At 69.4% G+C, this 20,408-nt stretch carries 23 protein-coding genes and 2 pseudogenes; 18 read left to right on the top strand and 7 right to left on the bottom strand.

Annotation, left to right across the window (positions count from 1 at the left end):
• Positions 1 to 110 precede the first annotated feature (110 nt).
• From ACFY8U_RS36130 to ACFY8U_RS36100, 7 genes are all read left to right on the top strand, one after another.
• Positions 111 to 449: a MerR family transcriptional regulator gene (locus ACFY8U_RS36130; protein ID WP_389576369.1), complete on the top strand. Its 339-nt coding sequence runs from the start codon at positions 111 to 113 to the stop codon at positions 447 to 449.
• Positions 450 to 825: 376 nt separating this feature from the next.
• Positions 826 to 1,104: a hypothetical protein gene (locus ACFY8U_RS36125; RefSeq protein WP_389576367.1), complete on the top strand. Its 279-nt coding sequence runs from the start codon at positions 826 to 828 to the stop codon at positions 1,102 to 1,104.
• Positions 1,061 to 1,615: a DUF6879 family protein gene (locus ACFY8U_RS36120; protein ID WP_389576365.1), complete on the top strand. Its 555-nt coding sequence runs from the start codon at positions 1,061 to 1,063 to the stop codon at positions 1,613 to 1,615. Before ACFY8U_RS36125 ends, ACFY8U_RS36120 begins: the two co-directional genes overlap by 44 nt.
• 8 nt (positions 1,616 to 1,623) lie before the next feature.
• The gene (locus tag ACFY8U_RS36115; RefSeq protein WP_389576363.1) at positions 1,624 to 2,472 is read left to right on the top strand and encodes a helix-turn-helix domain-containing protein; all 849 of its coding nucleotides are present in this window, start codon (positions 1,624 to 1,626) and stop codon (positions 2,470 to 2,472) included.
• A gap of 309 nt (positions 2,473 to 2,781) precedes the next feature.
• Positions 2,782 to 3,207, top strand: a complete 426-nt coding sequence (locus ACFY8U_RS36110) for a DUF6415 family natural product biosynthesis protein (RefSeq protein ID WP_389576371.1) — start codon at positions 2,782 to 2,784, stop codon at positions 3,205 to 3,207.
• A gap of 225 nt (positions 3,208 to 3,432) precedes the next feature.
• Positions 3,433 to 3,825 carry a hypothetical protein gene (locus ACFY8U_RS36105; protein WP_389576361.1) on the top strand — a complete coding sequence of 131 codons (393 nt, stop codon included), beginning with the start codon at positions 3,433 to 3,435 and terminating at the stop codon, positions 3,823 to 3,825.
• A gap of 251 nt (positions 3,826 to 4,076) precedes the next feature.
• Complete coding sequence (locus tag ACFY8U_RS36100; protein ID WP_389576359.1) at positions 4,077 to 4,262, top strand: hypothetical protein; 186 nt, start codon at positions 4,077 to 4,079, stop codon at positions 4,260 to 4,262.
• Positions 4,263 to 4,377: 115 nt separating this feature from the next.
• Here ACFY8U_RS36100 and ACFY8U_RS36095 read toward each other — a convergent pair whose 3' ends face one another.
• On the bottom strand, positions 4,378 to 6,531 hold the full coding sequence (locus ACFY8U_RS36095) for a hypothetical protein (RefSeq protein ID WP_389576357.1): 2,154 nt from the start codon (positions 6,529 to 6,531) through the stop codon (positions 4,378 to 4,380).
• A gap of 110 nt (positions 6,532 to 6,641) precedes the next feature.
• Here ACFY8U_RS36095 and ACFY8U_RS36090 point away from each other — a divergent pair, with 110 nt between their 5' ends.
• From ACFY8U_RS36090 to ACFY8U_RS36065, 6 genes are all read left to right on the top strand, one after another.
• Entirely contained in the window at positions 6,642 to 6,842 is a 201-nt protein-coding gene (locus ACFY8U_RS36090; RefSeq protein WP_389576355.1) for a hypothetical protein, read from the top strand.
• A gap of 600 nt (positions 6,843 to 7,442) precedes the next feature.
• Positions 7,443 to 8,030 carry an SMI1/KNR4 family protein gene (locus ACFY8U_RS36085; protein ID WP_389576353.1) on the top strand — a complete coding sequence of 196 codons (588 nt, stop codon included), beginning with the start codon at positions 7,443 to 7,445 and terminating at the stop codon, positions 8,028 to 8,030.
• Positions 8,031 to 8,135: 105 nt separating this feature from the next.
• Entirely contained in the window at positions 8,136 to 8,267 is a 132-nt protein-coding gene (locus ACFY8U_RS36080; protein WP_389576351.1) for a plastocyanin/azurin family copper-binding protein, read from the top strand.
• A gap of 193 nt (positions 8,268 to 8,460) precedes the next feature.
• Positions 8,461 to 8,724 carry a hypothetical protein gene (locus ACFY8U_RS36075; protein ID WP_389576349.1) on the top strand — a complete coding sequence of 88 codons (264 nt, stop codon included), beginning with the start codon at positions 8,461 to 8,463 and terminating at the stop codon, positions 8,722 to 8,724.
• Between the two features lie 130 nt (positions 8,725 to 8,854).
• Complete coding sequence (locus ACFY8U_RS36070; protein ID WP_389576347.1) at positions 8,855 to 9,010, top strand: hypothetical protein; 156 nt, start codon at positions 8,855 to 8,857, stop codon at positions 9,008 to 9,010.
• 291 nt (positions 9,011 to 9,301) lie between these two features.
• Positions 9,302 to 10,465 (top strand): hypothetical protein, encoded by a 1,164-nt coding sequence (locus ACFY8U_RS36065; protein WP_389576346.1) that lies wholly within the window; start codon positions 9,302 to 9,304, stop codon positions 10,463 to 10,465.
• 154 nt (positions 10,466 to 10,619) lie between these two features.
• Here the strand turns inward: ACFY8U_RS36065 and ACFY8U_RS36060 are convergent, their stop codons facing one another.
• Positions 10,620 to 10,811 carry a hypothetical protein gene (locus ACFY8U_RS36060; protein WP_389576344.1) on the bottom strand — a complete coding sequence of 64 codons (192 nt, stop codon included), beginning with the start codon at positions 10,809 to 10,811 and terminating at the stop codon, positions 10,620 to 10,622.
• Positions 10,812 to 11,316: 505 nt separating this feature from the next.
• Between ACFY8U_RS36060 and ACFY8U_RS36055 the strand changes: the two genes are divergently transcribed.
• Both ACFY8U_RS36055 and ACFY8U_RS36050 read left to right on the top strand, forming a co-directional pair.
• A complete protein-coding gene (locus ACFY8U_RS36055; protein ID WP_389576342.1) occupies positions 11,317 to 12,174 on the top strand; it encodes a DUF4253 domain-containing protein in 858 nt (285 codons plus the stop codon).
• Positions 12,175 to 12,892: 718 nt separating this feature from the next.
• The gene (locus tag ACFY8U_RS36050) at positions 12,893 to 13,873 is read left to right on the top strand and encodes an ATP-dependent DNA ligase (RefSeq protein ID WP_389576341.1); all 981 of its coding nucleotides are present in this window, start codon (positions 12,893 to 12,895) and stop codon (positions 13,871 to 13,873) included.
• Here the strand turns inward: ACFY8U_RS36050 and ACFY8U_RS36045 are convergent.
• The gene (locus ACFY8U_RS36045) at positions 13,861 to 14,136 is read right to left on the bottom strand and encodes a transposase (protein ID WP_389576339.1); all 276 of its coding nucleotides are present in this window, start codon (positions 14,134 to 14,136) and stop codon (positions 13,861 to 13,863) included. The genes ACFY8U_RS36050 and ACFY8U_RS36045 overlap by 13 nt on opposite strands.
• 752 nt (positions 14,137 to 14,888) lie before the next feature.
• Between ACFY8U_RS36045 and ACFY8U_RS36040 the strand changes: the two genes are divergently transcribed.
• Positions 14,889 to 15,305: a hypothetical protein gene (locus ACFY8U_RS36040; protein ID WP_389576338.1), complete on the top strand. Its 417-nt coding sequence runs from the start codon at positions 14,889 to 14,891 to the stop codon at positions 15,303 to 15,305.
• Between the two features lie 335 nt (positions 15,306 to 15,640).
• Positions 15,641 to 15,964, top strand: a complete 324-nt coding sequence (locus tag ACFY8U_RS36035) for a hypothetical protein (protein ID WP_389576336.1) — start codon at positions 15,641 to 15,643, stop codon at positions 15,962 to 15,964.
• Positions 15,965 to 15,986: 22 nt separating this feature from the next.
• Here ACFY8U_RS36035 and ACFY8U_RS36030 read toward each other — a convergent pair.
• The 4 genes and pseudogenes from ACFY8U_RS36030 to ACFY8U_RS36015 all read right to left on the bottom strand — a co-directional run.
• Positions 15,987 to 16,538, bottom strand: a pseudogene (locus ACFY8U_RS36030) (transposase); the annotation flags it as partial.
• Positions 16,526 to 16,609, bottom strand: a pseudogene (locus ACFY8U_RS36025) (hypothetical protein); the annotation flags it as partial. The pseudogenes ACFY8U_RS36025 and ACFY8U_RS36030, both read right to left, overlap by 13 nt.
• A 358-nt stretch (positions 16,610 to 16,967) precedes the next feature.
• A complete protein-coding gene (locus tag ACFY8U_RS36020; protein ID WP_389576334.1) occupies positions 16,968 to 17,642 on the bottom strand; it encodes a response regulator in 675 nt (224 codons plus the stop codon).
• Positions 17,639 to 18,919, bottom strand: coding sequence for a histidine kinase (locus ACFY8U_RS36015; RefSeq protein WP_389576332.1), 1,281 nt, complete (start codon positions 18,917 to 18,919; stop codon positions 17,639 to 17,641). The genes ACFY8U_RS36020 and ACFY8U_RS36015 overlap by 4 nt, the downstream gene beginning before the upstream one ends.
• 169 nt (positions 18,920 to 19,088) lie before the next feature.
• On the opposite strand from ACFY8U_RS36015, the gene ACFY8U_RS36010 reads away from it, so the two are divergent.
• Complete coding sequence (locus ACFY8U_RS36010; protein WP_389576330.1) at positions 19,089 to 20,249, top strand: serine hydrolase domain-containing protein; 1,161 nt, start codon at positions 19,089 to 19,091, stop codon at positions 20,247 to 20,249.
• The last annotated feature ends 159 nt before the right edge of the window (positions 20,250 to 20,408 follow it).

The following is a 20,408-nucleotide window of genomic DNA, read 5'->3' as shown; positions in this document are numbered from 1 at the left end:
GCGGGCCCCTTTTCGGGGGGGCGTTTGGTTTTTGTGGGTGGGGGGGGGGGGGCCGGCCCCCCCCCCCCGCCCCTCCACGCGTTCCATGAAGTTCCATGAGAGAGGTGCAAATGACAGCAGATGACTCGTACGGCCGTCTCGACGACGACGACTACCCGGCCTACACCATGGGCCGGGCCGCCGAAATGCTCGGCACCACACCGAACTTCCTCCGCGCCCTCGGGGACGCCCGCCTCATCACTCCGCTGCGCTCCGAGGGCGGTCACCGCCGCTACTCCCGCTATCAGCTGCGCATCGCCGCCCGCGCCCGGGAACTCGTCGACCAGGGCACCCCCATCGAGGCCGCCTGCCGCATCATCGTCCTCGAGGATCAGCTCGAGGAAGCCCAGCGCATCAACGCCGAATACCGCCGCACCGCCGAATCGGCGAACCCCACGGCCGCGGCCTGACACCGTTGTGCGCCCGCCGGATACCGGCGGGCCCGCGCACACGAACAGGCGTTTCCTGTGGTGACAGGGTGTAGGGGCGTGCGTGTAGCCTCTGGGCTGGACGCTGTGCGAGCGGTGGCCCGACCAGCACAGGCAACTGCCCGCGCCCGACCAGCTGAAGGACCCCGGCTTCGTCCAGCGGCATCAGCCCGTCGCGGAGCGCCTGCGCATGGCGCTGGACGCTCGCCCCGTCGGCACGAACTGCCCTGCGAGGGCTGGCCCGCGCCGCGACCCGTGGGTCAGCCTCTGCCATTCTCGGTCCTCTTGACCGGCTCTCCGGGCTGCGGGACGGTCGGTGCGCGCAACTATGCGCAACCACGTCGCAGGGGAGAGCGCCATGACGTTACGGTTCGTCGGGATCGACCCGAACACCGGAGGCGAGGGATCGCCCACGGTGTGGGTGGAAGAGGAGAGCGCGGACCTGGTCCTCCAGGGCGAGGAAGCCGACGAACTCCTCAAGTCCCTGGTCGGCTCCACCGAGTGGGTAGCCGGCCACAGGGCCGGGATTCCCCCGCACGAGCGGGTGATCCGGATTCCGGCCCGCATGGTGTCGATTCTGAGGGAGGCGTGCGATGCCGCTGAACGCGCAGCAGCTGAACACCACGACGTTCGCTGAGCTGCTTGCCGACACCCACCGTACGGCGGTCCACCTGGAGATGCGCGACGTCTACGCGGTGGGCGACGAATGGGACGACTTCGAGTCCTTCCTGCGCACCGGCGTCCCGAACCTCGATCCGGCGCGCTCGTTCTGGCCGCAGTGGATGCCGCTCGTTCAGGACGCGGTCGCCCGTGGCGTGGTGATGCGCCGCGCGCGGATCGTCTCCGAGCCGGTCACCGACTACATCCGCTACGAGCACGCCATCACCCCGCTCAACCTCCAGGCCGGAGAGGACGTGCGCTGGCTGCCCCGTCGCCACGCCAGCGACATCCCGCTGCCCGGCAACGACTTCTGGCTCCTGGATGGGCGCGTCGTGCAGTTCCACCACTTCACCGGCACCGGCGACTGGGCGCCGGACGGAAAGGAACGCACCGACGATCCAGCCGCGGCCGCGCTGTGCGCCACGGCGTTCGAGACGGTCTGGGAACGCGGCATCCCGCACGAGAAGTACACCGTCCAGGCCCCCTGAGCAGCCCTGTGCCCGCCTCCCCATCGTCCAGCGCACAAGCGGCCCGCGAGGCGCTCGCCGTGCGCTTGCAGCACCTGCGCAAGGACGCCGGCCTCACCGGGAAGGAACTCTCCGCCCGGTGCGGCTGGCACCCCGCGAAGACCACCCGCATCCAGAAGGGCGACGCCCCGCCCTCCGACACCGACATCCGCACCTGGTGCACGGCCTGCGACGCGGACGACCAGGCCGACGACCTCATCGCCACCGCCCGTGCCGTCGACTCGATGTACCTGGAGTGGCGCCGCCTGCACCAGGGCGGCATGCGCAAGGTCCAACAGGACTGGAACACCCTGCACGAGCGCACCCGGGTCTGCCGGGTCTACGTCTCCAACGTCCCGCCCGGGTTCTTCCAGACCCCCGGCTTCGCCACCGCCCTCATGGAGCAGATCACCCGCTTCCAGGGCACCCCCAACTACGTCGCCGAAGCGGTCGCCGCCCGCATCGCCCGCTCCCGGTTCCTCTACGAAGGCGGCCACCGCTACGTCGTCCTCATGGAGGAATCCGTCCTGCGCTACCGCACCGCCGACCCGGACGCCATGCGCGGGCAGTTGCGCCACCTCCTGGCCGTGATGCCGCTCGCCTCCGTCTCGCTCGGGATCATCCCGTTCACCGCGCAGCGCACCGTGTGGCCGCTGGAGGCGTTCTACCTCCACGACGACGTCCAGGCCGTGGTGGAGACGCTGACGGCGGAGATCAAGGTGAAGCAGCCGCGCGAGCTCGCCGACTACGCGAAGGCGTTCGCCGGCCTCGCGGAGATGGCCGTGTACGGCGACGCCGCCCGAGCGCTCATCCAGGCCGCGATCGACGCCCTGGAGTGAAGTCCCGCAATTCTCCGCAACTTCGTTGAGAGCGCGGACCACAGGTGCGTAGCGTCGACGGCACCCACGGACCACCAGCCGGAAAGGCGGGGCCTCATGCGCGCACACACCGACAGCACCGCCCCGGCCCCGGAGGGCCGCGGCCTCCAGTCGCCCGCCTACGGCGCCCCCTCCCGGCCCTGCTCGCCCGCGCGGACCGTGGCTTCACCTGGTTCCTCGGTCAGCACGACGGGGACCAGGACGACGTCGCCGACGGCAGCGAGGACACCCAGCGGTGACCGCCGGCCACCCGCACACGACGCTTCCGGCATCGAGGCCCGCCATGCACACCAGCAGCCACACACGGTCCTGTACGACCCCGACGGCCTGATCGAAGCCGGGCTCCCGCTCGATCGCGAACCGTACGAGTGCCTCGTCACGGCCGTCCTCGCGTGGACCGACCAGGACACCCTCACCACCCGCGACCTGGAGCAGATCGCCCTCCAGCTCACCGGCCACGCCCGCGCCGTCGCCACCGACGTCCGCCGCCGCGCCGACCAGCTGCCCAAGGACAGCGGACCCAAGGCGCTCGCCGACGTCGTCCTGCGCGAGGCAGAAGGCCGGCTGTCCGTGACAATCGAGGGCACCGTGCGCTGCGTCCAGAACCGCGCCCGCCTCGTTCGCGCTCTCTACGAACGGCTGGACTGCCTGGAGGCCGCGCTCGCCCCGGAGAGGGTTGTACCGAGCGGGGGCTGAACCGTGGGCTGGACGGTTGCTCCCAGCTACCGCGTCAGCGTGTCGAGTGCCTTCCTCGCCTCACCCAACAAGTCGCTGACCTGGCGCAGAGCATGTTCCTGGGCGTCGGCGGGCTTGCTGACCGTTCCAGCGGAGGAGGCCTGGCCGGGCTCCCGCCTCGGATACTGTGTTGCTCTACGGGGTGCCATAACGGATGTGACGCCCCCCACCGGAGGTAGTCAGCGTATGAGTTCAAAGCGCAGCAAGAATCCAGCCCTGCCCGTACTTGACGACGCATTCCGACTCGAGTCGGTCAAGGACGCCGAAGAGTCCACCCGTGACTTGGCCGCGCGGCTGGCCACCACCGAGCTGCGCCGCGTTTCCCACCCGGGCCGGGTCACCTGGGAGCCCGCCGATCAGGCCGAGCCCGTTCCGGTCCCGCCGACTGTGGTCGACGGTGAGGGGGACCTGTGGCTGCGGGACCGGGGCACTGGCACCTGGACCATGCCCGAGTTCAACCCGAAGGAGTTCCCGCCCCGCTGTGGCGAGGTTCTGACGTGGAACGAGCTTGCCTGCGAGTTCGGCCCGCTTACCGCACTGGCCGATGACCGCCGCATCGGCGGCGGCCGGCGTCGCTGACCGCGCAGCCTTCTGGGATGACCGCGCCCCTGAAGCGCCCGTTACGGGTAGCTGGGAGCTCCAGCTCACCGCCGAGCTCGACGATGGCGGCGAGCAGGTGAGCGTGGTGGTGGCGTGCGACGGCCCCGAGCAGCGTGGTGCGGGGCCTGGCGCCACCCGATGTCCTCGGTGCGGCCGGCGTCGGTGGACCAGCCGGGTAGCGGTCGGCCTTCAGTTGCCGTGGTGAGCGCGCGGCCCAGCTCGCCGATCGATTGCTGCCAGTCGGCCAACTGCCCGAGCAGGCCGCGCACCAGCTCGTCGGCGGCGGCCTCGGCGAGGACGTCTTCGTCCAGGTCCTCGAGGGCCTCACGTCACAGAGCGGCCGCAGCGTCGAAAGCGGCCAGGGCGACACGTCCAGTGCAAATACCACCGCGCATCCGCACTTTGACCTGCGGTGATGCCTCGGATAGCGGTGAGAGCGAGAGCTTCAGCCGTCGCTCTCACCACGAGGCCGCTCTCGTCAGGCGGTGGCCGTGTCCATCGGAACGTCACCGGTCTCGGCCGTCCCCGTGTTCATCTTCGTGGTCGGGACCATGGGGGCGTTGGTGAACCATCCGGGTCCAGTCCGTACGGCCACCATTCCTCCTGATAGGGGATGGAATGCAGGTAGCCGGCGTCAGCGGCCCGAATGGCAAGGACTTCCGTGCTCTCCCAGCCCAGGGTCTTCTTTCGCTCCCAAACCAGTTCTGTAAGGACCTCTGGGTGGCCGGCGTCCGCCGCCTGCCAGGCGAGGGCCTCGGCCGCTTCGTCGTTCCCGGCCTTCTCCCGAGCAAGCACCAGAGCCGTCAGCGCCTCCGTTCGTCTGGTGTGAGCGAGCTGCCAGACGAAGGCTTCGGTGCTTTCCCAATCCCGAGCCTCCACGCGTTCCTGGGCCAGCATCATCAATACGGAAGGATTGCCGAAATCATCGGGCCGCCGCATATGTGCAGCTCCGAGGATCCCCCTCACCTCTCGCCCTGGCCGGCTTCGGAGTTCTTCGGCTTCTCGGCAGAGGGCTGCGGCGCCTTCTCGGTCCCCGATCCCTTCCCGTAGTCGTGCCAGGTGGGTGAAGACATCGACGTGGCGAGCGTCCACGGCTTGCCGGTCGAGAGCTTCGGCCGCCTCCTGACCCTCGGTCTCCTTCCGCGCCCGCACTGTAGTGGGCACAGTGACAGATCGATAGATCTCGGCTCCCCGGCGGACGAGGTGATCGGTCCATAGCCGGCGGTGCCTGTCCTTGGCTGCGCGGTAGAGGTTGACGACGTCGTCAGGCTGGGTGAGATGAATGTGGGCAGCTTGCCAGAACGAAGCGGGCGGGCAGCATCTGCGACGAATGGTGCGGCCGTGCTGTTCAAGGTAGTCGGCCAGGCGGAAGACAGGCCCCGTCACCGGCACCGGATCTTGTGCTGCGAGGCCGGGCGGACGGTGCTGAAGGCGGCGAAATCTCGTGCGGCGCAGCGGGGCCTGTCTGCCGTGGACAGGGCGGGCTAGATCGGCGAAAGAGGCTTCGGCCCAGTCCTCGGTGAGTTGGTCGTAGTCGTAGTCGGAGAGGTAGTCCGTGGCGGCGTCGATGAGGAATTCTTGGGGCAGGTGCAGTCCGACGCCGAGTCGGCGAGCGTCCATCGCTGCCTCCAGCAGGGCTCTGACCGGCGCAGTTCCGTGTTCGTAGCGGCGCAGGAGCTCGGGGGCGCCCGCGAGGTCCTGAGTGACCTGGCCGTGGGCGTGAGCGCGGGTGAGGGCATCTGAGAGCAGCTTGTCGCCGTCTTGCGCAAGCATCGTGGCGGCACCGAGCGCATCCTGGTCGAAGGCATCGGGCACGGTCAGAGTGCGTCCGGACAGAAGCTCGCGGGCACGACTGTGAAGATCGTCTTCGTTGGGGCGGGGTAGGGCGGTGAAGGCGTCGGCATGCTCGGGCCACAGGGTGCCCAGGACCAGGAGAGGGCGGCGGTCGCGGTCGGTGAGGAGCGTGTGCAGGGCGGCCGCGATGCGCTCATCGTCTTGACCGTGGCCGAGGTAGTGCTGCGCCTCGTTAAGCCACACCACGGTGTGGGGCTGAACTCGGTTGAGGTCGAGGAGTGCGGCTTCCGCTCGGGTCGGATCGTAGGGATGCCACAAGCGCCACCCACGGGCTGCGAGCGGCTGTACCGCCTCCCAGCACGCCCGCGTCTTCCCAACTGAGGACGATCCGACCAGGACCAGCATGCGGCTGTGGCCCTCCGCGGCCTCGCTCACGGCCTCGCTCACGGCCTCGGCCAGGACCTGATCGTGAGTGCGACGCACATAGCCGGGCAGCGCACGCTGCAACCAGCCATTCGACGGTTCGCCTGGAGCTAAGGCCGCAGGGTGGATCTCCAAATCGTGCGGATCCCACTCTGAGATCGGCTTGCCCAGACCCGCAATCCCCGGGGCCGACCGACCGTTCTCGCCAGCCGCTGCCCGGCGCAGCTCGAGCAGCTCCTGCACTTCTTCGGCACGCAAGCGCAAGGCGCGGGCCAGTCCGGCGACCGTTCTCGCGGACGGAACCGGCCCACCAACCTGGAACGCCTCGGAGACGACGGTCCGACTCAAGCTCGCGCGGACAGCGAGAACCGTCTTCGTCAACCGCTCGTGGGCCAGCTTGTCCTCCAGCCGCTCACGCAGCTCCGTGAGCGCTTCCTCGCGGCTGTCATGTCTGCTGTCCACAAGCACCCCCGCCCCACGCGTTCAACAGTGTTCATTTTCGTCCGCCCGCACCCTGGTGAACATTCCTTCGGCGACCTTGGCCACGTCAACATCCATGGCCTACCTAGGAGATTGCCGTGACTCGTCTCGCCATCGTCCTGCTCGCCTTCGCACTGGTCGTCTTGTCCGCGATCCTGGCCGCTGTCGGTGCGGGCACGCTCGCCCGCCTCGACGGGGCCACCTACCCGGCCGCGCTCATGCGCGCCGCCACCGCATTCGCTGCCGCTCTCACCCTTGCCGCCGTCATCGCCGGAGCACTGGCTCAGATCCTCACCTGAGCATCCCCATAAACCGAACCACGCCGACACGTGCGCCAGCGCCAGCGTTGCCGAAGGCGCCGCAGCCGCGACGAACTCCTCCCGGGAGCGAACCACTGGCCGGATGCTAGCTCGGTTCGAGGCGCCTCAGTCGAGGGCGCACGCCTTCCCCCCGACGCTGAACGCGCCCTTGATGTAGGGGCCTCGCCAGAACACACGGTGCTCCTGGGTGCGCTCCGGGCTGGGCGGGTCCGTCGCGGGCGATGAAGCAGTCGAGCTGCCTTTCGTTGACTACTCCTCGCCGTGATGCTGCCGCCCCGGCGGGATGGTCACCGGTCGCTAACGCTGGTGAGGCTTGCGGGCCGAGGGCTGTTCGGGGCCTCCGCGCCGCAGGTGCTCTGCTTGCTCGGTACTGGCGGGAGCAGGCTCCTTCACCGGTCGCTTCGCAGCCGTCGACCGGCCCCTGGCGGCCGAGGCCGCCACTTTCGGTCGGGATCAAGATGCTCAGGCGCCAGATGCTCAGCCGGGCCGGCTTCCAGCTGCTGAGGAAGCGAGTCCTGCTCGCAGGTTGAGCTGTGGTGCCGTGCGATAGATTGCGGGCGACACGAGAGAAGAGCTCGCATGGACTCCCGCATCCCGCGGTTGCGACGCAAGCTGGCACGCATCCTCTACGCGCCCAACCGAAGCCACTCCTTTGGGGAGGAGCGGCACGAATTTCGTCTCGGCCCCCGCCTCACCAAACGTCAGGCAGATGCATTTCAGGCCGAGCATGACGTGGAACTCCCGCAGCCCTATCGAGACTTCCTCACCAGCATGGGCGGCAGTGGTGCGTCTCCGTACTACGGACTGATCCCGCTGGAGGACTGCACGCTCTTCACGATGAACTCCCAAGACGCCAGCACGGGCTCAAGAGGATTCAGCCGGGCCTATCGCCCCACCCGCCGAGGTGACCTGTTCCTGCACGTCATCGAACGCGGCTGCAGCGATCTCGTCCTCATAGGCATAACCGGCCCTCTCACCGGGCGCATGCTCACCGGCAACGCAGACGGCTTCTGGGGCCCGAACGTCTCCTCAGCCCCGGACTTTCTCACCTGGTATGAACGATGGCTCGACCACATGGCTGCCGGACAGGACAACCGGGCTCTGGAGCTCACCTCACCCCAGCTCCGAGCGCATCCGATTCGGCAGCGGCTCGCTCACTCGGCGTGACCACTCCACAGAACCTGAGCCAGAACCCGAGAACCGACAGCGCCGGGCCTTCCTCCCCGCTCGCTCGTCGGCGAGCGTGATGGGCTCCTTGATCTTGATCTTCGCGTGAACGGAGCCAAGGAGAAGGACCAGGTCACCTTCGACACCTCGAAGCTGGAGGCCGGGGCCCGCTACGCGTTCTCCTGCACCTTCCCCGGCCACCACGTGATGGAGCAGGGCGCGGTCGTCGTGAAGTGACGCGCGCTGTCTTGCCGTGCCCGTGACTCCGCGTGGGTGCCCATGACGCGTACCGGCGCGGCCTCAGCCGTCGACGGGCCAGCCCCGGCCGCGCCCTACTCCCAGAGTGGCCAGGGCCGGGTGTCAGACCTGGCTCCTACCGTCGGAAGCGTGGGGCCGGACGATGCCGGCCACTGGATGGCGGGAGCGGGCCGTGGGCGAGATCAAGGTCGACAGGGGACACCTGGATCAACTGTTGACCGACAGTGCTGGCGGGTCCGGCATGTCGTATCAGGAGGCGTTCGCCCGGCTCGCCCTCTCCCACCGGGGCCGGCCGGTGGGGGAGGTCGTGCCGTTGCTGCTGGCGGCGGCGGACCGGGCGCTGCTCGGCTTCACGCCAGCCGATCTGCGTGAGCAGGCCGCCGCGATCTCCGCTGGCACGCCGTACACGTTGCGGGTCGTCGTCACCGGCCGGTAGTTGCTGCGGGGCTGGCGCCCGGGCGCTCGGACCTGTTGTCAGTGCTGCGTGCGAGTGTGTTCGAGTGTCCGGCGGTGCCCATGCCGATGCTGCCGCCGGGCACTCCCACCGATGAGAGCGGAGATGTGTCATGCAGTGCTTCCGGCTGGCCTGGACGATGAACGGCGAGCGGCAGACCTCTGCGGTCTCCTTCAGCGAGGGCGCCGCCCGCGCCTACAAGGCGTCATACGAGGCCCGCGAAGGGGTCACCGACGTCGAGATCGTGTTGGTTCAGCCCGGCGAGTAGCCCGGCTGGCCAGAAGTCCGCCGGTCACGGCCCCGCACCGGCCGCTGCTGGGGCCGGCCCGCTGGGGAGAGTTGCGCGATGCAACGGGGGCTGCGGCTGGCGGTGTTCCCCCTCTGCTGTCCCGGATCGCACATGGGGATGAGGACACGGCCCGCATCGCCATCGATGCTCTGGGCAGCCGGCGCCGTTCTGACGATGTGTAATGAATCCCGATCCACCCGCGATGATGATCGGACCGCATGCGCGATGTGAGGATGTGGGTGAGTTGATCGATCGTGAGGGAGAGTCGGGATGAGCGGCCAACTGGAACTTGCCGACGCGTACGAACTGATCTATTCGGCGGCGTCGCGGATGATGTGGGTACAGCGGAACCGTGTGTGGCGCCTGGACAGTCCGGGCGGGGGGTGGTCGGAGGAGCGCCGGGCGGCCTGGCGGGAGTTGGAGGCGGCGCTGTCCGCCTCCGAGGGTCCTGCGCCGCAGGAGGGAGAGCCCTCGGATCCGACGCGTCATCTGATCTCCCGGCGTGCGGCCGGACCTGTCGACCGGCCGATCAACTTCGCGGAGGCGGTGGCGGAGTGGGAAGCCCGGATGGCTGCGGACGCGGGGCCGTGGGAGACCCGGCGTGAGCCGTTTCTGAACGATTACCTGGTGCCGGGGCGGGCGGTGGTCATCCCTGAGGGCCACATGATGACGCTGACCGGCCCGTTCGAGGACATGGTCAACCGGCTGGCACCGGGCCGGCCCGCGCTGAAGATCGCCGGGGACACGGCGGAACTGAGCAGGCTGGTGCACGTCGCGGCCGACGAACTGCGCGCGGCGATGGGTGCGCACGCCCCGACCCCGCACCCGGTCGGGAGGGTCCCCGTGGCGTCGGTGTCCCACCGCCCGTCCGACGTGGACGACCTGCGGCCTCGGTACGACGCACTGTTCCGAGCGGCCTCGCGCGCGTCGGAGAACATGCCCACCCTGCAATACATGCGGGAGAACTCGGATTTCTCAGTAAGCCCCCTCACGGTGAAGGCGGCGCAGGACGTTCGAGAGCTGCTGGCGGGGAGGTCGAGGGTGTTCTGGCGGGAGCGGCACGAGCTGATCGACCCGAGCGTGCACTCGACCGCGGGAGTGGACTGGCCCGAGGGCCGGCCGGTTCCCGGCCCGGTCGGAGACGACGTGAAATTTTTCGCGCGCAGTGCGGAGCTCGGACGGAAGCCGAGGCCGCCGCACCCCGGAGAGGTACGCATCTTCCGCGAGAAGGGCGACCCGGATCACGTCGTCATCTCCGCCGTTCGTGCGGGAATCCTGGCGGAGATCCTCGACGAGTACGCCGCGAGGATCCACCCGGGCGCAGAGTCCCGGAATTATGCACCTCTCCTCCTTCGACCTGACGGACTTCATTTCCGAGGGAATCGGCCGCGAGCTGCGGGAAACCTACGGCTTCTGACGTGGGGCATGCGGTGATCGAAGAAAGACGGGGGATGCGGGCGCCCGCCGGGCTTCGACGAGGAGCGGTACAAGAAGCGCAACACCGTGGAGCGGGCCATCAACAGACTCAAGAACTCCCGGACGGTGGCCACCCGGTATGACGCGCGCGGCTATGTCTTCCTCGGTACCGTCACCGCCGCAGAGCCTCGTCCGGTCCGTAGTAGGTCGCGAAGATGTCGAGCTCGAGGATGTCTGCCGGATCCCTCTCGATGATCTGTTTCTCCACGAAGTGACCGGACGCCTGGAAAAGCGCGGCGATATAGTCCTCGAGGTCCTCGCCGGCCTTCGGGATCTCCGGCAGAGTCACGACCTTGTTGCCCATCAGCAACCCCCTTTGTGCCGGGCGACCCTACCGGCGCAACGCAGTCACCAGCCACGCCTTTCCGATGTGACTCGCAGCGATAGTTGTCACCGGTGATGGCCGCCAATCAGGTGCGCTCTCCCGAGATCGCAGCGCTTTCTGTCGCTGGATGCGCGCGGTAATTATCACTTCTGGGGTGTTCTCAATCGTGTTGTCACCAGCTCCGGAGAACCGTCGTTGCCAACGACCGCGATGCTGCTACTGACCTGGCGGACAGGCGTAAGCCCGGGATCAGACGTCGCCGCTGGGCATCTCCCTGACCTCGTCCAGGTCGCGTCCGGACCGGGCAGGATCAGCCCGGACGGCTCCAGCGCCTCGTGCCTGCGCCGCGCCTGCTCCAGCTCCTGCGCCCGCACCGGCCCCCTCGCCAGCGCCAGCTCCGCAGTGGAAGGTCAGCCCACAGCCCCGGTAGCGCGGGGGATATCGAAGTGTGCGGCGTGCGGTCGTGGCGTAGCGTCCTGGGCTTGTGAACAGCAGCTTCCTCCGCCAGCCGGAACTCCCCGCCGACGAGTTCCTCCGTGCCCTGCGCGCCCGCCTGCCCCACGAGGCCGTGGAGCGGGCCGTCATGCCCGGTGGCGTCGAGGTGATCGGTGTGTCCGTGGCGCGCGGCGAGGTGTTCGCCGTGTGGGACGAGTGGCGCAAGAGGCACGGGGAGACCGGCTGGTGGCCGTACGTCACGCTGCAGTCGCCGGACGGCCTGGCCCGGTCCCGCCGACAAAAGGACGTCGGCGTGGTTGTTGAGGGCTGGGTGGCCGAAGTGGCGTGCCAGGACCACGACGCCCGTGCGGCGTCCGTAGTGGTGTCGAGCTTCCGGTGGTCGATGGACTGCGCCGCCGGCGACGAGGAGGACCTGGAAGGCTGGCGCGACGACTACGACCCGGACCGGCTCGCATCGCAGTTGGCGCCTGCGCGGGTCGAGCCGCTGCCGGGGGTGTCGCGCTGGGGGACCGGCGATCGGGACATCTTCTGGGGCCAGAGCCGGCGGTGGATCAACTTTGTTCCCGTCAGAGGCGGTTATGAGGTACCTGCGGTCCTGCCCTACCTATTCGGGACGTGCAACTGGTTCGGGTACGGCGACCGTGTCCTCACTCCCGCCGACGATGCGGCCCTGCTCCGGCGCTGGCACGAGCAGTGGGGCGCCGAGCTCTTCCTCGCCCAGGGCCCCTACCTGGAACTGGTCGTCGACAGACCACCCCTGGATCCCTGGGACGCCGCGCGAGCCACATCGGAGTTGCAGGGCTACTGCAGCGACACGGTGCAGCGGCCCCAGCACGACGGCGATACCTGGGTCCGGTCGACGGTGTGGTCGCTCTGGTGGGACTGAGCCCCCCGGGCGCAGCGAGCCCCTGCGCCGGGTGCACATCCCGCGCCTGCTCGGCCTGGGGAGACTGGCGGACGTGGTGCGCGCACCTCAGATTCGGGCCCTGCGCCATGTCGCCGGGCCTCGTGGTCCGCCCTGGATCCGCAGCTGGGGGTGACGCTCAACTTCCACCCGGACCGGCTCGTGCGCGGCCGCCCGCTCCTGCAGTCCTTGGCCGAGGACGGAGGCGCGCGAGTAGGTCCGCCATCTTGAGGACCCCGGCGGTGGCCGTGAGGTTCTCGGGTGGTGTGAAGAGCCACTCGGTGACAACTACCTCTGCGAAGCGCCGACTATCGCTGCGAGGCACAGAAGCCTGGGAGCCCTCCCGCTGATCCTCCACGGGGGTTGCACCGGAGGGTGGCTGGAGGGTTGTCTGCACGGTCGTACGAGGCGGGGGACCGCAGGTGTGACCGGGAGTGGGACCCCCCGAAGCTGGTGATCTTGCATTCGTGCAGGTCAGAAGCCGTGGGCAAGCCCCTTCGGAAAACGACACCTCTTTCCCCGCGATAGCCGGGGAGAGGTTCTACGTAGTGGTTGGCGCGGCGGCGGGTGCTGGAAGCAGCTGGCCACCCTGGAGCCTGATGTGGCAGAGCCCTCTGGCCGCATCGGCAAGCCGTACGCACCTGACCGGGGGAGGCTGTGGGATGCCAGGCTCGGAGGGCGGTGAAGGAGACCATCCCGAGTGGTTCTCACCCCGCCCTTCGAGCCGATGCTCGCGCAGGCCGCAGAGTACCTTCCCGGCTCCGGCGTTCTGGCGAGCGGCTTCGCGGCGGAGCAGAAGTTCGACGGCCACCGCGCGATCCTCTTCACCCCCACCGGCCCCGGCGGCCGGCTGCTCCTGCAGACCCGGCGCGGCTCGCTCATCCAGGACCGGCTCCCCGACATGGTCGCGGCTGCCGAGCAGCTACCGGACGGCCTGGTCCTCGACGGCGAGCTCATCGTCTGGGACACCGAAGCCGGTCGGCTGTCCTTCGAATCCCTCCAGCGCCGGGCCGCCGCCCGAGGCCGCACCGCCACCGTGCTCGCCGCGAAGTCCCCGGCGTTCTTCATCGCCTTCGACGCCTTGCAGATCGACGGCACCGAGCTGCTGGCGCTGGCCTACGCAGAACGCCGCCGACGCCTGGAGGTCCTCTTTGCGGCCCGCGCACTGAACGCCCCGTGGACCCTGTGCCCGATGACCACCGACCCGGACAAGGCCAGGGAGTGGCTGGAGGACTGGACAGACGTCACCGGCATCACCGGCACCCTCACCCACCCCCAACTCCTCATCCTCGGCCGCCACGACCCCACCGGACGCCTCCGCCCCATCGGCCGCACGGTCCCGCTGCGCCCCGATGCCGCCCGCCAGCTCGCCGAGCACCTGACGCCCGCCGGCACCGGCCACCCCTGGACCGGCGCGAGGTTCTCGTCGGCATGGGGCACCCGCGACGTCCTGGAAGCCACCCTTACTCAGCCCGAATCTCGTCGCGGAGATCAGCACCGACACCTCAGTCGACCGCGGCGTCCACCGGCACCCGATCAGGTACGTGCGCCTGCGCCTGGATGCATCCACCGAGGACGTGCCCCGGCTCGGCGGGGGTGCCTTCATTTGCTAACGAGCTCGTGCACGATTAGCGGTGTGACGCCGAAAGGTGCAGGTCGGTCCGGTGATCACTGTGCCTGACGGTCCGTGCGGGTGGCGGTCTGTTGGTGTGAGAGCAGGCTGGCGATGGCTTGGATCGTGTCGCTCATGTGCTCGCGTCGGCCGTGGTGGCGGGCGAGTGCCCGCCAGTTCTTCAGGTGTGCGATGCCGTGCTCGACCCGGATGCGGCGTGAGGGGTGCGCCTTGCGCTGGCGTTCGTAGATCTCCTCGTACCACTCTGACGGGTTCTTCTTGAACTTGCGGTGTGGTGGTGTCACCACGCGGCCGCCGGTCTGGGCGCCCATTCCTGATAGCCCGCATCGGCGAGGATCTCCACGGGCGGGCCGTCAGCCAGGTGCTTGACCAGGCCCAACTTCCGGGCGTGGGTGATGTCGGCACAGCTTGCCGACTGGGCTGGTGGTGCAAGGCACGGGCTGTACCGGTCATGGCAGCAGCGACCCTCGGCACTGTGGCAATCGGCCTGGCAGTGGGTAACGTCGAGCTTCCCGTTCCCGTACTGACAGGACAGTCAGGGCAGTTCCTCCTGGCCCACCTCATGACGTTGATCCCGGCCGTCACTCTGCTCTACGGCTTTGGACGAGGGGCCAGTCAGACCGAGCAAGTCGCACTTCGGCTTGTCCGGTCCTGGGACGCCGTCCTGGGCGTATGCGTTGCCGCAACCGGGTTTCTTGCCGCACTCGCCAGCTACGTGGCATTGGACACGGAACTTGCTGTGGTTCTGGGGCGGAATCTGGCCGGGTACGTCGGTCTCGCACTACTGCTGCACCCCCTGCTGGGACCTCAGCTGACTGGCGGAGCGCTAGCCGCCATCCCCCTCGTTCTCGCAGCCAGCGGCTGGAGGCCGGGAGGGTCGCCCGAACCCTGGGCGTGGCTCCTGCATCCTGCCGACTCAACGATCGCCGGGATTACTGCCGCCGGGGTTGAGTGCGCCGGAGCCGCGACGGCCGCTCTGTGGTCTCGGCCAGCACTCCATTTCACCGCGCACCTCTGACCAGGGTCGCCACCAGGCGGCCCCTCACTCATGGAAGAAGCAACGATGATATCTGTGACCAAGCGTGGCCTCAGGTCCGCGATCGTCGCCGCCGGCGTCCTGGCCCTCGCCGGAGTCGCCGCCCCGGCTCAGGCCGAAGGAAGCTTCAGCTCCCACATCAGCAGCTGGATAGCCGGGTCCAACGAGTCCCGCAGGTGGACCGACAAGAACACGGATGCCAGCAGCACGGCAGTCGCGTTCAGCGGCTGCTCTACGGATCCAGGCTCGTTCTACTCGGTTTCACCCGCCGTCTACAAGGACGTGTTCGGACCCGACGAGAACAAGGGCGCGAAAACCAACAAATGCGGCACCTCTTCCTGGGGAGACCTTGCCTCGGGCGACTACTACTTCCGACTGGAGCTCATCAACGGAGGCGCGACCGGATACCGCTTCTCGGTAACCGCCCTGACGGTCCGGTACTGACCGCGCCCAGCCCGAGCTCGCTCGAGGTGCCTGGTCCCGCCTGCTCCATCGGGAGCAGACGGCCCGTGATCGCATCAGGCCAGGGGCGCCTTGGAGCTGCACTCTTCTCGGTGACGGTGTCTGGCTCCATCGGAGGAGCCGGGCACCCCACGCAGGACGCGGCTGGAGCCTGTCTCCTTGACCCCGACGAAAGGGGGAAATATCTGGCGACCCGAGGGGCCCGCTCGACTACCGTCGCGCGGGGAGGTAAACGCGTGTCCTGGCCATCTGTGATCATCCTTGTCTCCGCTGAGAGACGCCCGTCGCTTGAAAGGCGAATCCGTTCACTTGAGCTCGTGCATGACCCCGTGACGGGCGACGAAAGACTGCACCAGCACGGGTACTCGTACTACATCGACCTCTCTGGCGGGATCCTCGCGGACTACGAACCGGAGGAACTCGAGCAGGTGGGGATCCGGATCGGCGAACCGTACGCGGTCTACGTGTCGTGCCAGTCCATGGACGCGGCCCGGACCTTCCTCAGTGACGTCCTGCCTGGTTTGGACGGTCTTGTCGACACCAACCATCACGAGATCCTGCAGGCGAGGGACTTCCTCACGCTGATGGACCGACACCCCGGGTGGGACTGGCGTCGCCAACCAAGCACGGACCTTCAGTAGACGGGCTCACGTCGGCGTCCTCTCACCTGCGGGTCCAGATGAGGACGGCGGCCAGGTGCAGTGCGTCCTGGTAGGCGACGGCAAAGCTTGTCCGTCCGCATTGCAAGGCCCCGCCACTGTTGATCCGAGTGATGCACCGCCCAACGGCATTGCGCTCCTCGTATGTCCAGCGACGAAGCTGGGCGGGCGGCTTCCGGCGCGCCCTCGCCGCGGGCGGTGGCTGATCTGGTAGGCGCGCTGCGGGATGACGGCACGGATACCGCATCGACGGAGGTGCCCACGGATCGCGCGGGATGAGTAAGCGCGATCAGCGAGGACGACGGCAGGACGGGTTCATGGCCTGCCGAGTCCTCTTCGCGGGGACGTGGATTCCGGCCATGACCGCCTCGAATGCCGGCGCATCATCAGCCTGGCCGGAGGTGACCAGGATGGACAGAGGCCGCGCCGGGCTATCAGTGATCAGGCGATGGTGACGTCTGGTGTGTCCTGGGCGCGCCGGGCGGCGGCGTTCTTCAGCCAGATCCCCAGCTTGTACCCCTGATGGGCGGCATCGAGCGGCGCCAGGAGGTGCCCGTGTTCGGCCGCCCACCCGCGCGCCGCCGACAGGCCCTCCTCCCACGCGACGTCGAAGTGGGACCAGACCATGCCGAGCTTCTCCAGCTGCGCGACACGTTCCTCGTCCATGTCACCGCGGGCGTAGAAGCGGCGTGCGTCGGCGGTCCGCTGGCCCAGCGGGAAGTTGGCGAGCGAGCTGGCCACCCCACGCCCTCGGCCCCCTCTCCTTTCGGGAAGCGGTAGGTGAACGGCACGCGCAGGTCGCCGTGCGCTAGCGCGCCGCTGGAGTACTTCTGAAGCGTGCCGGGGCGTGGACCGGAGGAGGGTCCCTCACGGGAGACACACGAAACGGCCCGGCCCTGGAGTGCACGAGAGCCGGCCCTCCGGTCCGGCGGGTTGGGGGATCAGAGGGGCGGCTTCGGTGCGGGTTCCGACGGCGTTCCGGGGCTCAGCCGGCGAACCCCGGGACCACCAGGCCGGATTCGTACGCGATTACCACCGCGTGGGTCCGGTTCTGTGCGCCGAGCTTGGTCAGCACGTTCCCGACGTGCGTTTTCACCGTCTCCAGGCTCACCGTGAGCGACTCCGCGATCTCCGGGTTGGACAGGCCGGTGGCCATCAGCCGCAGCACCTCCTCCTCCCGCCCCGTCAGCGCCGCCCTCGGCAGGGCCTCGGCGGAGTGCAGCGGCCGGGGTGCGACCATCCGGCGCAGGGTTGTCGGAAAGAGGATCGCCTCACCCGCCGCCACCACCCGCACCGCCTCAGCGATCTGCCGGACCGGAAGCCGCTTCAGCACGAACCCGCTGGCGCCCGCGCTGAGCGCGGCGGTGACGTAGTCGTCGTTCTCGAAGGTGGTGATCACCACGACCTTCGGCGGTTCGGCCGACCCGGCGAGGAGGTGCCGGGTGGCCTCGATCCCGTTGCGGCGCGGCATCCGGACGTCCATCAGGACGACGTCCGGACGCAGCCGCCGTGCCTGTTCGACCGCCTCGACGCCGTCGGCGGCCTCGCCGACCACCGCGAGCCCCGGCTGGGCCGCGAGCAAGGTGCGCAGACCGCTTCGGGTCACCTCGTCGTCGTCCGCGATCAGGAGGGTGACGGGTGTGCTGCCGGTGCCGGTCATGGCGACAACCGTACGGGGAGCCGGACGGCCAGCCGCCAGTGCCGCGGCCCGTCCGGGCCCGCATCGATCTCGCCGTGCAGCAGCCGCACGCGCTCGGCGAGGCCGGGCAGGCCGTGCCCGGACGTGGGGAAGGCGCCCGGCCCCGTGCTCGTACGCGGCCCGTCCCCGGTCCGGTTGACCACACCGAGCTCCAGCCGGTCCGGCATGGCCGCCACGCGGACCTCGATCGGACCGCCCGCTCCGTGCCGCATCGCGTTCGTCAGCCCCTCCTGGAGGATCCGGTAGGCCGCGCGGGAGAGCGTCCCCCGCACCTTCGCCGGGTCCCCCGACAGCCCCAGCTCCACCACCGCGCCCGCGTGCCGCAACCGGTCGAGCAGCTCGGGCAGATCGGCCAGGGTGCGGGCCGGCGCCGTCTCGGCCTCTCGTTCGCGCAGGGCGCCGAGCACGTAGTCCAGGTCCTCCAGCGCGGCCCGGGACGACTCCTCGATGCTGCGCAGGGCGGCCCGCGCCGCAACCGGGTCGGAGGAGAGCACCTCGCCCGCCACCGCCGCCTGGATCGTGGTCGTCGTGAGCGTGTGCCCGATCGAGTCGTGCAGTTCGTGGGCCAGCCGGTTCCGTTCGGCCAGCCGCAGTTCCCGCTCGGCCGCCAGCACGAGCCGCTCGGCCGAGGACGGCCCGAGCAGCCGGGGCGCCGACCAGCGCAGGGCCTTCGTCACCACCACGCACACGCTCGCCGCGAGCAGCAGGCAGCCGAGCGCGACCGCCCAGCTCTGCCAGCCGCCCTCCACCCGTACCGTCCGGCCGAACAGGCTCAGCCCCACCTCGGCGTCGAGCCAACCCCCCGGAAGGGTCAGGCCCGCGAAGAGCAGCACGCCGCTCGCCAGTGCTCCCGTCCATCCGAGCGTCACGTGCAGCAGCAGCCAGAGAGGAGTCCGCCAGCGGTCGCCGCGGGACGGCACAGCGGCAGCCGACCCGTCACCGGGCCGGCTCGGGGGCGTACGTACGGCGACAGGCTCGGGCAACGACACCCTCAGCAGCCGGCGGGCGGACACGACCAGCACCCGCCGCGTGGTGCGCGCGAGACCGACCAGGCCGATCAGTGCCGCCCAGCCGAGCAAGACCACGACGATCTGCACTCCCTCGGGAGCGGAGCGCCACGCCAGCGCCGGCAGCAGCGCGAAGGACAGCAGGGGAAGACTCGCCAGGACGGCGCCGTAGGCGAACAGCGCACCCGAGTACGTGGAGCGGCGCAGCAGCGGCCGAAGTCCCTTGATCATGATCGGCCAGTATGTACGGGCGGCACACGCGCGGCCTCCCCCGATCGGGGGAGTACGGTCTCCCGCTTTCCCGCGATGCGCGCCGGAGCCCGGGAATCCATGATCGTGCCCTGCCCGGTTGACGGGCGGTTCAGCCGACAGCACCCCACGATTTCCCTGGAGTTGACTCATGCGTGAGCAGACCTGGCACGGGCCCCGTACCTCCACGACGCGGCGCCGCGGAATGCTGGCGACCGCGGCCGCGGTGGCCGTCGCCGTCATGACCACGGGCGCCCTGGCTCCGCCCACGGCATCTGCCGCCGCCCGGCCGGACACTGTCCAGCAGGGCCTGAATGGACTGGTGCGCGACGGCCAACCCGCCGCGCTGGCGACCGTCCAGGGCCCTGACGGCCGCACCCGTACGTACACCGCGGGCGTTGGTGACCTGGCCACCGGTGCGAAGGTGCCGAGGGACGGCCAGGTGCGGATGGGCAGCAACACCAAGACGTTCGTCGCGGTCGTCGTTCTGCAACTGGCCGGCGAGGGGAAGATCGACCTCGACGCCTCCGTCGACACCTACCTCCCGGGCCTCGTACGCGGGAAGGGCAACGACGGCCGCCGCATCACCGTCCGTCAACTCCTGCAGCACACCAGCGGGCTTCCCGAGTACGGGGCGCACATCAGCGACGACGAGATTGCGTACCGGTACTTCGAGCCTCGCGACCTCGTCGACATCGCCCTCAAGTACAAGGCCGAGTTCCGGCCCGGGAGGAAGTGGAGCTACAGCAACACGAACTACGTCCTGGCCGGCCTCCTCGTCCAGAAGGTCACCGGCCGCCCCCTTGCCGAGGAAATCGACCGGCGCGTCGTCCAGCCGCTCGGCCTGCGCCACACCTACTTCCCCGCCCCCGGCGACAGGACCATCAGGGAACCCCACCCGAAGGGCTACCGCGTGATGCCGGCGGGCGAGCCGCTGCGCGAGTACACCGAGATCGACCCCTCGGCAGGCTGGGCGGCGGGCCAGATGATCTCCACCAACTCTGACCTCAACCGCTTCTTCACCGCGCTCCTCGACGGCGGCCTCCTCCCGGCCGCCCAGCTCGCCCAGATGCGCACCACTGTCCCGGTCGGCGACACCGGTGCCCGCTACGGCCTGGGCCTCATGAGCAGGAAGCTGTCGTGCGGCGGCGTCTACTGGGGCCACGGCGGCGACATCGTGGGATACGAGACCCGCGGCGGAGCGACCGACGACGGCTACGCCGCGAACATCGCGGTGACGAGCATCCCGGCCGACATCTCGGGCACGAGGCGCGTCGAGACCGTCGTGGATACGGCCCTCTGCCGCCGCTGACGCCGCCTCGCGCCGGGGATCGGCTCGCGCCGGTGGCGGGCTGGACGGGAACGGCGATCGCTTTCGTCGGCTTGGGCGTCCTGGCGCTCGCCGTCGTCGTGGTCTCCCTGCCGCTCGCCGTGCTGGGCGCGGGGATCGGCGCTTTCGCGGGTCTCGTGA

It is taken from the genome of Streptomyces sp. NPDC012508 (assembly GCF_042902595.1).
Taxonomy (GTDB): domain Bacteria; phylum Actinomycetota; class Actinomycetes; order Streptomycetales; family Streptomycetaceae; genus Streptomyces.
Note: the sequence above shows the minus strand (reverse complement) of the source record. Positions and strands in the feature narration are given on the sequence as shown.

Bases quoted from the DNA above. Each gene is read 5' to 3' on its own strand.
- ACFY8U_RS36130 (WP_389576369.1), top strand. From the start codon at position 111: ATGACAGCAGATGACTCGTACGGCCGTCTCGACGACGACGACTACCCG.
- ACFY8U_RS36125 (WP_389576367.1), top strand. From the start codon at position 826: ATGACGTTACGGTTCGTCGGGATCGACCCGAACACCGGAGGCGAGGGA.
- ACFY8U_RS36120 (WP_389576365.1), top strand. From the start codon at position 1,061: ATGCCGCTGAACGCGCAGCAGCTGAACACCACGACGTTCGCTGAGCTG.
- ACFY8U_RS36105 (WP_389576361.1), top strand. From the start codon at position 3,433: ATGAGTTCAAAGCGCAGCAAGAATCCAGCCCTGCCCGTACTTGACGAC.
- ACFY8U_RS36085 (WP_389576353.1), top strand. From the start codon at position 7,443: ATGGACTCCCGCATCCCGCGGTTGCGACGCAAGCTGGCACGCATCCTC.
- ACFY8U_RS36070 (WP_389576347.1), top strand. From the start codon at position 8,855: ATGCAGTGCTTCCGGCTGGCCTGGACGATGAACGGCGAGCGGCAGACC.
- ACFY8U_RS36065 (WP_389576346.1), top strand. From the start codon at position 9,302: ATGAGCGGCCAACTGGAACTTGCCGACGCGTACGAACTGATCTATTCG.
- ACFY8U_RS36060 (WP_389576344.1), bottom strand. From the start codon at position 10,811: ATGGGCAACAAGGTCGTGACTCTGCCGGAGATCCCGAAGGCCGGCGAG.
- ACFY8U_RS36045 (WP_389576339.1), bottom strand. From the start codon at position 14,136: ATGGGCGCCCAGACCGGCGGCCGCGTGGTGACACCACCACACCGCAAG.
- ACFY8U_RS36040 (WP_389576338.1), top strand. From the start codon at position 14,889: ATGATATCTGTGACCAAGCGTGGCCTCAGGTCCGCGATCGTCGCCGCC.
- ACFY8U_RS36020 (WP_389576334.1), bottom strand. From the start codon at position 17,642: ATGACCGGCACCGGCAGCACACCCGTCACCCTCCTGATCGCGGACGAC.
- ACFY8U_RS36015 (WP_389576332.1), bottom strand. From the start codon at position 18,919: ATGATCAAGGGACTTCGGCCGCTGCTGCGCCGCTCCACGTACTCGGGT.
- ACFY8U_RS36010 (WP_389576330.1), top strand. From the start codon at position 19,089: ATGCGTGAGCAGACCTGGCACGGGCCCCGTACCTCCACGACGCGGCGC.